This is a genomic window from Longimicrobiaceae bacterium, from assembly GCA_035936415.1.
GTDB lineage: Bacteria > Gemmatimonadota > Gemmatimonadetes > Longimicrobiales > Longimicrobiaceae > JAFAYN01.
Genome location: DASYWD010000114.1, coordinates 1 through 12,893 on the forward strand (window position 1 = coordinate 1; position 12,893 = coordinate 12,893).

A 12,893-nucleotide genomic window follows, 5' to 3' on the forward strand; every position below is an offset into this window, starting at 1 on the left:
CCGACCTGGCGGGCTCCGCCGCGCGCGGGCGCCACACCCTCCGCTTCGACGTGGCGACGCTGCGGGGCGCCGCCGCCGACGACACGCTCGCCGGCCCCCCGGCCCGCGTCTTCGTCCGCCTGCGCCTCCTCCACCCCGAGACCCGCGAGGAGTACACCCTCCCCGCCTTCCCCGCACACGCGCCGTACCTGCGCGCCACGCGCGGCGAGGCCCTGGCCTCCGGGAGGGCCCGCTGATGGCCGCGGCGCGCCCGTTCGCCGTGGACGTGGGGCGGTTCCTCGCTCCTATCCCGGGTGGGGACCCCGGCGGCGAGCTGCTCCGATACGAGGGGACCTACGACCGCATCCGCGAGGCACGCCGCGAGGACGACCGCAGCGTCCCGCAGGGGATCTGGCAGCGCGACCTGAAGCGCGCCGACTGGGGGCGGGTGGAGGCGCTCTGCACCGAGGTGCTGGAATCGCGCTCCAAGGACCTGCAGGTGTCCGCCTGGCTCCTGGAGGCGTGGATGCACCTGCACGGCTTCGCCGGGACCCGCGAGGGGCTGGCCGTGATCCTGGCCCTCTCGCGGACCTTCTGGGACGAGCTGCACCCCCGTCCGGAGCCCGAGGACCCGGAGGCGCGCGGCCCCGTCTTCGAGTGGATCAACGAGCGGCTGGCCGTCACCCTGGCGGGGATCAAGGTGTCCCGCCCCGAGGCCGCGGACGCGCTCCCCTACTCCTGGTTCCAGTGGCAGGAGGCGCTGCGGCTGGACAACCTGGCGAAGAAGGACGCGGGCGCGGCGCGCAAGCCGGACCCGCGCAAGGGCGCCGAGCCCGAGCAGACGCTGAGCCGCGGCCGGGTCCTGGCGAGCATCACCCTCACCCCGCGCCGCTTCTACGAGGAGGTCGCGCGCGACCTGTGCGAGGCGGCCGAGACCGCGTACGCGCTGCAGGCGCTCCTGGACGAGCGGATGGGGCGCGCGGCGCCCGGCCTGGTGCGCTTCACCGGGACGCTCAACGCCATCCACGACTGGGTGAAGCTGGTCCTGGAAGACAAGCCGGTCCTCGAAGAGGAAGAAGAACCCGCTCCCGCGGCCCCGGCCCCCCGGGCGTCCGCGCCGGCCCACGAGGAGGTGCCCGTGAAGATCGAGGTCGAGGGAGAGGCGGTCCGCCGGACCCGCGCCATCTCCAGCCGCGACGAAGCGTACCGGATGCTGAACGAGGTGTCCGAGTACCTGCTCCGGACCGAGCCCCACAGCCCCACCCCGTTCCTCCTGCAGCGCGCCGTCGCCTGGGGAGGGATGTCGCTCTCGGACCTCCTGGTGGAGTTCCTGAGGGACGGGTACGACCTGAAGACGCTCCGCATCTTCCTCGGCATGGTCGAGCCCGGCAACACCCGCTGAGCGGCGCCCGCCGCCCGGCAAGACCGTTCCCCACCACCCGCCTCGGAGCCCGAGGGGGTGAGCCTTTCACCACTTCCGGAAGGAGTTCCCCATGGCGGAGAGTACCCAGCACAAGCTTGACCGCGTGCGTCCCCCCCGCGTCCAGATCACCTACGACGTCGAGACCGGGGACGCCATCGAGAAGAAGTCGCTCCCGCTGGTGGTCGGCATCATGGCCGACCTGGCCGGCAAGCCCGCGGAGCCGCTGCCGATCCTCAAGAAGCGCCGCTTCACCGAGATCGACCGCGACAACCTCAACGGCATCATGAAGTCCATCGGGCCGCGCCTGGCATTCCAGGTACCGAACCGGCTCACCAAGGATGACTCCAAGCTGAACGTGGAGCTCAAGTTCAGCCACATGGACGACTTCGACCCCGCCGCCGTGGTCAAGCAGGTGGAGCCGCTGCGCAGGCTCCTGGAGGCGCGCCAGCGCCTGTCCGACCTGCTGACCAAGCTGGACGGGAACGACGACCTGGACCGTCTCCTCCAGGAGGTGGTGGTCAACACGGAGAACCTGAAGCAGCTCCGCCCCGCCGCCGATTCCGGCGCGGACGCCTGATCCCTGACTTCCGGGCCGCCCCGGCACCCCGCGGGCCGCGCCCCACCCCCACTGGAGACGAGAGATGGCCGAAACCGAGACTGCGACCGCCGCCGGCGGCGTGGCGCTGGAGGAGCTCCCGCTCCTCGACCGCATCATCACGCACGGCCGCATGGCCCGCGACGACCTGCAGCGCGACTACGCCCGCGACCTGATCGGCGAGTTCGCGCAGCAGGTGCTGGACGAGGCGATGATGGTGAGCACCGACACCGTCAAGATGATCAACGACCGGATCGCGCGGATCGACGAGCTGCTCAGCGACCAGCTCGACGAGATCATGCACGCCCCGGAGTTCCAGAAGCTGGAGGCCACCTGGCGCGGCCTGAGCTACCTGGTGATGAACACCGAGACCGGGACCCAGCTCAAGCTGCACGTCCTGCACGCCACCCAGAAGGAGCTGCTCACCGACCTGGAGAAGGCGGTGGAGTTCGACCAGAGCTCCCTCTTCAAGATGATCTACGAAGAGGAGTACGGCACCTTCGGCGGGCACCCCTACAGCCTGCTGATCGGCGACTACGAGTTCGGCCGCCACCCGCAGGACGTGGCTCTGCTGCAGAAGATGTCGAACGTGGCCGCCGCGGCGCACGCGCCCTTCATCGCCGCCGCCAGCCCGCGGCTGTTCGACATGGACAGCTTCACCGAGCTGGGCGTCCCGCGCGACCTGGCGAAGATCTTCGAGAGCGCCGAGCTGATCAAGTGGAAGTCGTTCCGCGAGAGCGAGGACTCCCGCTACGTGTCGCTCTGCCTCCCGCACATCCTGATGCGCCTCCCGTACGGCCGGGACACGCAGCCGGTGGAGGGCTTCGACTACGAGGAGGAGGTCACCGGGCGCGACCACTCCAGGTACCTGTGGGGGAACGCCGCCTGGGCCATGGGGCTGCGCATCACCACCGCCTTCGCGCAGCACTCCTGGTGCGCCGCCATCCGCGGCGTGGAGGGCGGCGGCGTGGTGTCGGGGCTCCCGACGCACACCTTCCGCACCGACGAGGGCGACGTGGCGCTCAAGTGCCCCACCGAGATCGCCATCACCGACCGGCGCGAGAAGGAGCTGAACGACCTGGGCTTCATCGCGCTCTGCCACTGCAAGGGGACCGACTACGCGGCCTTCTTCGGCGGGGCGACCGCCCAGAAGTTCAAGGTCTACAACACCGACCAGGCCAACGCCAACGCCCGCCTGTCGGCGCAGCTCCCCTACGTGCTGGCCGCCTCCCGCTTCGCGCACTTCCTCAAGGTCATCATGCGCGACAAGGTGGGGAGCTTCCAGACCCGCGGCTCGGTGGAGCAGTACCTGAACAAGTGGATCGCGCAGTACGTGCTCCTGAACGACGACGCGCCGCAGGCCGCCAAGGCCAAGTTCCCGCTGCGCGAGGCCCGCGTGGACGTGACCGAGGTGCCGGGGAAGCCGGGGTGCTACAACGCCACCGTGTTCCTGCGCCCGCACTTCCAGCTGGAGGAGCTGACGGCCTCCATCCGCCTGGTGGCCGAGCTGCCGCCGCCGGCCGCGTAAGCCGGACCGGACCGGCCGGGGGAGGGGCGCGCCGTCCCTCCTCCCGCGCCGGATCCCATGAACCCCACCCAACGACGAGGACACGATGGCCGACGTTATCATGCTGAGCATCCCCGACGTGCCCGGCACCAGCCAGATCACGGGGTACGAGGAGCAGATCGAGGTGCTCTCCTACTCGCACGGCGTCTCCCAGCAGGTCACGGGCGACGTCACCAACACGGAGCGCACCTCCGGGCGCCCCATGCACCAGGACTTCCACCTCACCAAGTACCTGGACAAGGCGTCCCCGGTGCTGAACCAGAAGTGCTGCGAGGCCACCAACCTGGGCCAGGTGGTCGTCACCATCGGCCGGAACGACGCCGGCGCGGTGATCCCGCTCATCATCTACACCATGGAGGACTGCATCATCTCCTCGGTGTCGGTGGGCGGCGGCGGCGGCGACAAGCCGGTGGAGAGCCTTTCCCTGAACTACGCCGCGATCAAGTGGGACTTCACGGCGCAGAACGAGGAGAGCGGCGAGGCGGGCACCGTCTCCGGCGGGTGGGACGTCTCGGCCAACGCGCTCCCGGCCTCCTGACGCAGCCCGTGCGCGAACCCAGACGCACGCGGGGCGCAAGGGCCCTGCTCCTCGACCGGCTGGTGGACGAGAGTCCCCAGTCGGCCGCGGAGCCGGCGCCCCTGCGCGTCCTCGACCGCGACGCCCTGCTGGACTCGGTGCGCCGGGAGGTGAAGCGGCTGCTGAACACCCGGTGCACCCTCACCCTGGAGGAGCTGGAGGGGCGGGAGCGGACCGTGCTGGAGTACGGCCTCCCCGACTTCTCGCACCTCCACACCCGCGACCCGCGCGCGCAGGAGGCGCTCGCGGAGCACATCCGCGCGACCGTCGCCGCCTACGAGCCGCGGCTCCGCCAGGCGCGGATCGCCGTGGAGCCGCTCCGCAACAGCCAGCGCGAGCTGCTGGTGCGCGTGGACGCCATGCTGGTGGTGGGCGACGTGATGGAGGCCGTCTCCTTCCCCGTCGCCATCCACGACGCCGCCGCCCAGGCCCCCGAATGAGCCGCCGCACCCAGGAAGAGCTGCTCGACCTCTACCAGTCCGAGCTGACCTACCTCCGCCGGATGGGGGCGGCCTTCGCGCAGTCGTACCCCAAGGTGGCGGGGCGGCTGGAGCTGGGCGGGGACGAGTGCCCCGACCCGCACGTGGAGCGGCTGATCGAGGCGTTCGCCTTCCTCACCGCCCGCATCCGGCTGAACCTGAACGAGGAGTTCCCGGAGATCACCTCCTCGCTCCTGGAGATCCTCTACCCGCACTACCTGCGCCCCGTCCCCTCCATGACGGTGGCGCGCTTCGACGTGGACCCCGGCCAGGGGAAGCTCACCACCGGACACCGCATCCCGAAGCACACCGGGCTCTTCACGCAGACCCCGGACGGCCTGCACTGCCGCTTCCGGACCTGCTACCCGGTGACGCTCTGGCCGGTGGAGGTAGCGCACGCGGCCTTCGAGTCCACGGCCCGCTACGACTTCGTGGAGCGGATGCCGCGGGTCTCCACGGTGCTGCGGCTGCGCATCCAGGCCATGGCCGGGTCGCTGAAGGAGCTGGACCTGAAGACCCTGCGCTTCTACCTGAACGGGGAGATGCGCACGGCGAGCGCGCTGTACGAGCTGCTCTTCGCCCACACGGTGCAGGTGGCCGTCCTCCCGGAGGGCACCGAGCGGCCGGTGCTGCTCCCGAAGACGGCGCTCCGCCCCGTGGGCCTCGGCGCCGACGAGGAGGTGATCCCGTACCCACCGCACTCACACCCGGGGTACCGGCTCCTGCAGGAGTACTTCACCGTCCCGCGGAAATTCCTCTTCTTCGACCTGGACCACCTGGACGCCCACGGCTCGGAGCGCCACTTCGACGTCCTGCTGCTCCTGGACCGCCGCCCCGCCGCCCGGCTCGCCGTCGACCCCCGCAACTTCGTCCTGGGGTGCACCCCGGCGGTGAACCTGTTCCGCCGGACCACGGAGCCCCTCCGCCTGCACCACCGCGCCCCCGAGTACCGGCTGGTACCCGACGTGCGCCGGGAGCGGACCACCGAGATCCACTCCATCGTCCGGGTCTCCGCCTCCTCCGACGGGAACGACGAGAGCCAGGTCATCCAGCCCTTCTACTCCTTCGCGCACGAGGTGCGCGGGCGCGAGCAGGCGGCGTTCTGGACCGCGCGGCGGCGCCCCACCGGGCGCAAGGACGTCCCGGGGACGGAGACCTGGCTCTCCTTCCTGGACCTGGGCTTCGACCCGGCGAAGCCCTCCCGGCAGACGGTGTACGCCCACACCCTCTGCACCAACCGCCACCTGGCGGAGCAGCTCCAGGACGCCGCGCTCCTCCAGATCGAGGAGACGGCGCCGCTGCACCGCATCGTGGCCCTCCACCCGCCCACCGCCCAGCTCGATCCGGCGCTCGGCGGGGCGGCGCAGTGGCGGCTGGTGTCGCACCTGTCGCTGAACCACCTGTCGCTCACCGGCGGCAAGGACGGGATCCGCGCGCTGCGCGAGATCCTGGGGCTGTACTCGGCGTTCGGGCAGCCCTCCATCGACGAGCAGATCCGCGGGATCGGGGAGATGGCCTGCCGGCCGGTGGTGCGGCGCGTGGGGGCGGACGCGTGGCGGGGCTTCTGCCGCGGCACAGAGGTCACCCTCACCTTCGACGAGGAGGCGTACGCCGGGAGCAGCGCCTTCCTCTTCGCGACGGTCCTCAACCAGTTCTTCGCGCTCTACGCCTCCGTGAACTCGTTCACGCAGCTGGTGGCGCGGAGCAAGCAGCGGGAGGGGGTATGGAAGCAGTGGCCGCCGCAGGCCGGCGAGCAGATCGTCCTGTAAGGGACCTCCTCTTCGAGGAGGAGTACCGCTTCGACTTCTACCAGGCCGTCCGCCTCCTGGAGCTGCTCTCCCCGGACGCCGGCCCGGTGGGGGAGGGGACGGAGCCCGAGAACGAGGTGGTCCGCTTCCGCTCCGCCACGGGGCTGGGCTTCCCGTCCTCCGACGTGGTGCGCGTGGGGAGCTCCGACGACGGCGACGGCCCCTGGGCGATGACCGTGTCGTTCCTGGGGCTCGCCGGCGGCCTCTCGCCGCTCCCGCGCTCCGTCACCGAGCTGTTGCTGAAGCGGGCCGCCAGGGGCGATACCGCGCTCCGGGACTTCCTGGACATCTTCAACCACCGGCTGGTGTCGCTGATGTACCGGGTCCGGAAGAAGCACCGGCTCGCCCTGGCGACGGTCTCGCCGGAGCGGACGGAGCTCGCCGGGCACCTGTACGCGCTGATGGGGCTGGGGACGCCGGAGCTCCGCGGGCGCCTGGGGGTGGAGGACCGCTCGCTCCTGGAGTACGCCGGGCTCTTCGCGCAGCGCCCGCGCTCCATGGTGGGGCTGGAGCAGCTCCTCACCGACTACTTCGGCGTCCCGGTGAAGGGCGAGCAGTTCCGGGGGCGGTGGCTGGAGCTGGAGGAGGACCAGCGGACCCGCATCGGCCGCCTGGGCGAGAACAACGCCCTGGGCGAGGGGGCGGTGCTGGGGTCGCGCGTCTGGGACCAGCAGGGGAGCTTCGAGCTGTGCGTGGGCCCCCTCACGCTGGAGCAGCTCCGCGACTTCCTCCCCACCGGCACGGCGTTCCGCCCCCTGAACGAGCTGACCCGCTTCTACGTGGGCACCGAGCTGGACTTCACCATACGGCTGGTCCTCCAGACCCCGGAGGTTCCCTGGTCACGCCTCGGCGCCGCCGGGACCACCCGGCTGGGACAGACGAGCTGGCTCAAGACGCAGCCCTTCGAGGAGGAGTTGAGGATGCTGACCAAGCAGGACATCCAGGCCGTCCGGGACCTGGCGATGGACGCCGCGGACGCCGCGACCGACGCGGCCGAGAGCCCCCAGGTGCAGACCCGGCTGGGCAACGCCTACGCCGCCGCGGAGGAGATCCTCCAGGACTTCCAATCCTGGAAGGTCAGGGACGACGTCGGGTTCCTGCGCGAGGAGCCGAGCGCGCTCGCGCAGGCCGTCGCCGCGGTGCTGGCCGAGCTGCTCGCCGTGCGCAACCTGGGCGGGCTCTCGCCGGAGACCGCGGCGGTGCTGAACCGGCTCAACCACCCCGATCCCTGCGTGGGGCCCGGCAACATGCTCGTCCCCGCCTACCGGAGCGGCGACGCCATCCGGAAGCTGTTCTACGGCGGGTTCAGCCAGGCGGCCAAAACCTACGTCCGGGGGATCGTCAACGCCTCCGTCGGCCTGCACTACACCTGTCCGGGCGTCCCCTTCGGGACGCACCCACCGTACAACATCGCCCCGCACCCCGCGTCCAAGCAGGACTACACCATCGACCACGTCAAGCCCGTGGCGCGCCACTGGAACCAGAAGGGGCGCGACATGTCGCGCGCGGCGAGGAACCAGTGGCTGAACAAGACGTCGAACCTCGTGCCCATCTGCTCCAGCTGCAACACCATCAAGGGGAGCTGGTACCAGGGCGTGCAGCACAACTACAACACCGTCGTGGGCCCCAACTTCACCGGGATGTTCTGACCCGCCCGGCGCGGCTCGTTGCGCAGCCCGCCCCGCGCCCCGTACCTTCCCGCCCGCCCGGAGCCCCGTCCCCCGAACGCAGCACCCATGCGCGTCGTCCTGCAGCGCGTCTCCCGCGCCCGCGTCACCGTGGAGGGCCGCGTCACCGGCGAGATCGGCCGGGGGCTGCTCCTCCTCGCCGGCTTCACCGGCGGCGACACGGAGGACACGCTCCGCTGGATGGCGGAGAAGGTCGTGGGGCTGCGCGTCTTCACCGACGCCGAGGGGAAGATGAACCTGTCCGTGGACGAAGTGGACGGCGCCGTCCTGGTCGTCTCGCAGTTCACGCTGTACGGCGACGCGCGGAAGGGCCGCCGTCCGAGCTTCGTGGACGCCGCGCGCCCGGAGGCCGCCGTCCCGCTGTACGAGCGCTTCGTGGAGATGCTTCGCGCCGCCGGCCGCCCGGTGGAGACCGGCGAGTTCGGCGCGATGATGCAGGTGGAGCTGGTGAACGACGGCCCGGTGACGCTGGTGCTGGAGCGCTGAGCCGTCGCGGAATTCAACCGACTGCCCGGAGGAGAGCCATGAACGAGCTGGAGGACCGCGACATCGACAAGGTGTACTCCAAGAAGGACTTCGTCGCCAAGCTGCGCCGCCTGGCCGACGCGCTGGAGCAGGAGAAGCCGTTCACCATCCAGGTGGCCGGCGAGCGGATGGTGGTCCCGGTGGACGCCCGGGTGAGCGTGGAGCACGAGCGCTCCGGGGGCGAGGACGAGCTGGAGTTCCAGCTCCGGTGGACGCGGCAGCAGGGCTGAGCGGGCGCCGTCTCTATCGGTTGCCTGAACGCAAAGGGGGTGCGGCCGAGCGCCGCACCCCCTTCGTCTTCCGCCGCCCGCCGGCCTACGTCTGCTGCCGCGGGCGCCCGGACTGGATCAGCCGCTGCCGGGCCGTGTTCCCGGGGATCGCGATGTGCATGGCGGGGTCGAGCTCCTTCCCCACCGCCGGGCTCCCCTTGGGCACCCACACCTGCATGACCGTGTGGCTGTACGACTGCGGGAGGTAGCGGACGTAGTACCCGTCCGGGTGCCGGGACCAGCGCCCGGTGGGGACCTCCCGGCTCCCCGGGCCCATCCCGACCGCCCCCGCGAGGACCGCCACCCGCTCCAGCTCCGCGAAGGAGGTGGTCGGGTTGATGAGCATCTGCCGGAGCCGAGCCTCTGCCTCCACCACCTGCCGCACCAGCGGCGGCAGGCTGGTCAGGGCGCGGTCCAGCGCCGGGCCGGGGACGAGGTCCAGGGCGCTCCGGTTCAGCATGGCGATCTGTTGTGGCGTCATCAGCCGCGAGGCCGTCGCCTTGTGCTCCGCCGAGAGGTCCTCGAACTTGGCGCGCGCGATGATCGCCCAGAGCAGCGTCTGGATCTTCTGCTGCTCGATCTCGGGGTGGTTCACCGAGTTGCGGAGAATGGTCATCACCGCCTCCTCGGCGGGTCCCTCGGGCGGAGCGAACAGGTACCCGTCGCCGCCGCCGGGGCCGTGCGTCCCCGCGTGGATGCAGTAGCTCTGGGTGTGCATCTCGTAGTAGCCCGGCTGCAGCACGAACCCGCCGCTGGGGGTCCGCTGCAGCGCCAGCATGTCCCGGACGGGGAACGGGTCCAGCGAGTCCACCGCAGCCACGCTGCCTGCCCGGAGCGGGTACGGGTCGAGCGAATCGACGGGCATCCCGTTGAAGGTGCGGATCCCCAGGCCGGTGAGCGCGATCCGCAGGAGCCGCCCCTCGGGCCGGTCGGGCCTGAAGTTGTCCAGCGAGTCGACGGCGAACTTGGCGTCCTGGAGGCTGGTGGTGATGGGCGGCTTCCCCTGCAGCATGCCGCTGATGTCGGGGAGGCGGTTGCCCAGGCGCGACGCGGCGTCGCGAAGCCCTGGGATCTGGGCGTGCAGCGGCCCGGCGAGAAGGACCAGCGCCAGGGTGAGCACGCCTGCTTTCGGGAGGGAACAGGACCGGATCATGCTGTCCTCGGGGATTCTGGGGGGTGCGGTAGGGCGGGCACAACCCCCAATAGTAAGGACAAGCGGGCGCGGGCGCCAGAACCTTATTTCTCCGGTGAAGCATGCTCGCCCCCGGGTTGCGCGCCGTGGCGCGGAAATGGCAGCTTGCCGGGCCGTCTCCGTCTCCTCCGACCCCGAGCACTCCGACCATGCCGGACGCCGACGCCCTGCAGCCCCCGCCCCTGATCCTTGCCTCGCAGTCTCCCCGCCGCGCCGAGCTGATCGGCCGTCTGGGCCTGGAGTTCGAAACCCTCCCCGCCGACATCGACGAGAGCTACCTGGGCGACGAGATGCCCGCCGCGCACGCGGAGCGCCTGGCCCGCGAGAAGGCCGTCGCCGTCGCCCGCGACCGGCCCGAGGCGCTGGTGGTGGGCTCCGACACAATCGTCGTCCTCGGCAGCAACGTGCTCGGCAAGCCGAAGGACGACGGCGAGGCCGTGGAGATGCTGCTGCGCCTGTCCGGCCGCGACCACGAGGTGCACACCGGGATCGCAGTGTCCCACGGCGGCCGGATCGAGTCCGGCCTGGAGCGCGTCCGGGTCCGCTTCCGCTCGCTGGACCGCCGCGAGTGCGAGGAGTACGTCGCCACCCGCGAGCCGATGGACAAGGCCGGCGCGTACGGCATCCAGGGCTTCGGCTCCGCCATCGTGGAGCGGATCGAGGGCGACTACTTCGCGGTGATGGGGCTGCCGGTGGTGCGGATGCTGGGGTTGATCGAGAGGTTCGGGTGGAGGTACGGGTTCGGGGAGCTACGGCGCGTAGGGGAGGCGGAATGATCCTCGCCATCGACCAGGGCACCACCGGCACCACCTGCCTCGTCATCGACGCGGACGGGAAGATCCGCGGGCGGGCGTACAGCGAGTTCACGCAGCACTTTCCGCGGCCGGGGTGGGTGGAGCACGAGGCGGAGGAGATCTGGCGCGTCACGCGGGAGGTGGCGCACCGGGCGGCGGAGGCGGCGGGGACGGGGCTGGACCGGCTCGCCGGGATCGGGATCACCAACCAGCGCGAGACCGTCGTGCTGTGGGACCGGGCCACGGGGGAGCCGGTGCACCGCGCACTGGTCTGGCAGGACGGGCGCACGGCCGACGTGTGCCGGCGCATGAAGGCCGAGGGGCGGGAGCCGGAGGTGCGCGAGCGCACCGGGCTGGTGATCGACCCCTACTTCAGCGGCACCAAGCTGGCGTGGCTGCTCGACAACGTGCCGGACGGGCGGCGCCGCGCCGAGGCGGGGGAGCTGGCGGCGGGGACGATCGACTCCTGGCTGGTGTGGAAGCTCACCGGCGGCCGGCTGCACCTGACCGACCCCACCAACGCCTCGCGGACGCTGCTCTACGGGCTCCGCTCCGGCGAGTGGGACGCCGGGATGCTGGACACCTTCGGCGTGCCGCGGGCGGTGCTCCCGGAGATCCGCGCCTCCAGCGAGGTGTACGGCCCCACGGACGGCGCCTCGTTCGGGGCGGAGATCCCGGTGGCGGGGATCGCAGGCGACCAGCAGGCGGCGCTCTTCGGGCACGGTTGCGTCATGCCCGGGGAAGGGAAGAACACCTACGGCACCGGCGCCTTCCTCCTGCTGCACACCGGGAGCGAGCCGGTCCCCTCGCGGCACGGGATGCTGACGACCGCGGCGTGCGGCCCGCGCGGGGAGCGCGCCTTCGCGCTGGAGGGCTCCATCTTCATCGCCGGGGCGGCGGTGCAGTGGCTGCGCGACGCCGTGGGCGTGATCGCGCAGGCGGCGGAGACGGAGGGGCTGGCGCGCGGCCTGGAGGACAACGACGGAGTGTACTTCGTCCCGGCGTTCACCGGGCTGGGGGCGCCGCACTGGGAGCCGGGCGCGCGCGGCACCATCGTGGGGCTGACGCGCGGCACGGGGCGCGCCCACCTCGCCCGCGCCGCGCTCGAGGCCATGGCGTACGCCACCCGCGACGTGGCCGAGGCGATGGAGGCGGACTCCGGCGTGACGCTCGGGGCCCTGCGCGTGGACGGCGGCGCGGCGGAGAACGACTGGCTGATGCAGTTCCAGGCCGACGTGCTGGGCGTCCCGGTGCGCCGGCCGGCCATGCTGGAGATGACCGCCTTCGGGGCGGCGGGGCTCGCGGGGCTGGCGCTCGGCGTCTGGCGAACACCGGCGGACTTCCTCGCCGCCCGCCCGGAGACGGCGGACTTCGCGCCGGCCGCCGACCCGGAGCGCCGGGCGGCATGGCTGGAAGGATGGCGGCGGGCGCTCGGCGCCGCCCGCGCCTGGGCCGACCACGGAGAGAACCGATGAACCTCTGCATGCTCGTGCTCTGCATGTCGCTCCAGCAGGGCCGCCCGCAGCAGCCGGCCGACCGCTGGCTGGCCGAGGACAAGTGGAAGCACTTCTTCGCCTCGGTCGTGGTGACCGCCATGTCCGCCGCCGCGGTGCGCGCCACCGGCGCCGACTCGGAGACGAGCGCCCTGGCGGGCGCGGGCGTCGGCGCCGGCTTCGGCATCTGGAAGGAGCTGCGCGACCAGCGCCTCCCCGGCGGCGCCTTCTCCCCGCGCGACCTGGTGTGGGACGCCGCCGGGATCGGCGCGGGCGCGGCGATGGCGCTGCAGACGAGGTAAAGGCCCCCACCCGGCGGGCCCCCACCCGGCTCGCTTAGGCTCGCCACCCTCCCCCAATTCTGCTACGCATTACCCACAAGTCGAGAAGGGGGAGAACGATGGGAGCAGGAGGAGGTAAGAGGGAGGGCAGGTAGGGAGAGGAGGGAACCGAAGGCAGGAAGAGAGGTTGATGGTTGCCTGGGTGGTCGAAGAGATGCAGTCT

At 71.7% G+C, this 12,893-nt stretch carries 14 protein-coding genes; 13 read left to right on the forward strand and 1 reads right to left on the reverse strand.

The features are described from left to right. From VGR37_04315 to VGR37_04360, 10 genes are all read left to right on the forward strand, one after another. A partial coding sequence (locus VGR37_04315) for a hypothetical protein (protein ID HEV2146619.1) occupies positions 1-236 on the forward strand: 236 nt, incomplete at its 5' end. Next, positions 236-1,381: a type VI secretion system protein TssA gene (tssA, locus tag VGR37_04320; GenBank protein HEV2146620.1), complete on the forward strand. Its 1,146-nt coding sequence runs from the start codon at positions 236-238 to the stop codon at positions 1,379-1,381. The genes VGR37_04315 and tssA, both read left to right, overlap by 1 nt. Positions 1,382-1,472: 91 nt before the next feature. Continuing rightward, the gene (tssB, locus tag VGR37_04325) at positions 1,473-1,979 is read left to right on the forward strand and encodes a type VI secretion system contractile sheath small subunit (protein ID HEV2146621.1); all 507 of its coding nucleotides are present in this window, start codon (positions 1,473-1,475) and stop codon (positions 1,977-1,979) included. Positions 1,980-2,043: 64 nt separating this feature from the next. Beyond that, a complete protein-coding gene (tssC, locus tag VGR37_04330) occupies positions 2,044-3,525 on the forward strand; it encodes a type VI secretion system contractile sheath large subunit (protein HEV2146622.1) in 1,482 nt (493 codons plus the stop codon). An 85-nt stretch (positions 3,526-3,610) separates the two neighbouring features. After that, positions 3,611-4,102, forward strand: a complete 492-nt coding sequence (locus VGR37_04335; GenBank protein ID HEV2146623.1) for a type VI secretion system tube protein Hcp — start codon at positions 3,611-3,613, stop codon at positions 4,100-4,102. A gap of 8 nt (positions 4,103-4,110) precedes the next feature. Continuing rightward, positions 4,111-4,581 carry a type VI secretion system baseplate subunit TssE gene (tssE, locus tag VGR37_04340; protein ID HEV2146624.1) on the forward strand — a complete coding sequence of 157 codons (471 nt, stop codon included), beginning with the start codon at positions 4,111-4,113 and terminating at the stop codon, positions 4,579-4,581. Further along, positions 4,578-6,389, forward strand: a complete 1,812-nt coding sequence (tssF, locus tag VGR37_04345; GenBank protein HEV2146625.1) for a type VI secretion system baseplate subunit TssF — start codon at positions 4,578-4,580, stop codon at positions 6,387-6,389. Before tssE ends, tssF begins: the two co-directional genes overlap by 4 nt. Continuing rightward, a complete protein-coding gene (gene tssG / locus VGR37_04350) occupies positions 6,344-8,077 on the forward strand; it encodes a type VI secretion system baseplate subunit TssG (protein HEV2146626.1) in 1,734 nt (577 codons plus the stop codon). Before tssF ends, tssG begins: the two co-directional genes overlap by 46 nt. Before the next feature lie 87 nt (positions 8,078-8,164). Next, positions 8,165-8,602: a D-aminoacyl-tRNA deacylase gene (gene dtd / locus VGR37_04355; protein ID HEV2146627.1), complete on the forward strand. Its 438-nt coding sequence runs from the start codon at positions 8,165-8,167 to the stop codon at positions 8,600-8,602. Between the two features lie 38 nt (positions 8,603-8,640). Beyond that, positions 8,641-8,871, forward strand: a complete 231-nt coding sequence (locus VGR37_04360) for an amphi-Trp domain-containing protein (protein HEV2146628.1) — start codon at positions 8,641-8,643, stop codon at positions 8,869-8,871. Between the two features lie 85 nt (positions 8,872-8,956). On the opposite strand, the gene VGR37_04365 is transcribed toward VGR37_04360, so the two are convergent. After that, positions 8,957-10,063 (reverse strand): hypothetical protein, encoded by a 1,107-nt coding sequence (locus tag VGR37_04365; GenBank protein HEV2146629.1) that lies wholly within the window; start codon positions 10,061-10,063, stop codon positions 8,957-8,959. Between the two features lie 188 nt (positions 10,064-10,251). Between VGR37_04365 and VGR37_04370 the strand changes: the two genes are divergently transcribed. From VGR37_04370 to VGR37_04380, 3 genes are read left to right on the forward strand one after another with little or no spacing between them, the layout of a single operon-like run. Next, entirely contained in the window at positions 10,252-10,878 is a 627-nt protein-coding gene (locus tag VGR37_04370) for a Maf family protein (GenBank protein HEV2146630.1), read from the forward strand. Then, the gene (glpK, locus tag VGR37_04375; GenBank protein HEV2146631.1) at positions 10,875-12,371 is read left to right on the forward strand and encodes a glycerol kinase GlpK; all 1,497 of its coding nucleotides are present in this window, start codon (positions 10,875-10,877) and stop codon (positions 12,369-12,371) included. Before VGR37_04370 ends, glpK begins: the two co-directional genes overlap by 4 nt. Further along, positions 12,368-12,691: a DUF2279 domain-containing protein gene (locus VGR37_04380; protein ID HEV2146632.1), complete on the forward strand. Its 324-nt coding sequence runs from the start codon at positions 12,368-12,370 to the stop codon at positions 12,689-12,691. Before glpK ends, VGR37_04380 begins: the two co-directional genes overlap by 4 nt. Positions 12,692-12,893: the final 202 nt, after the last annotated feature.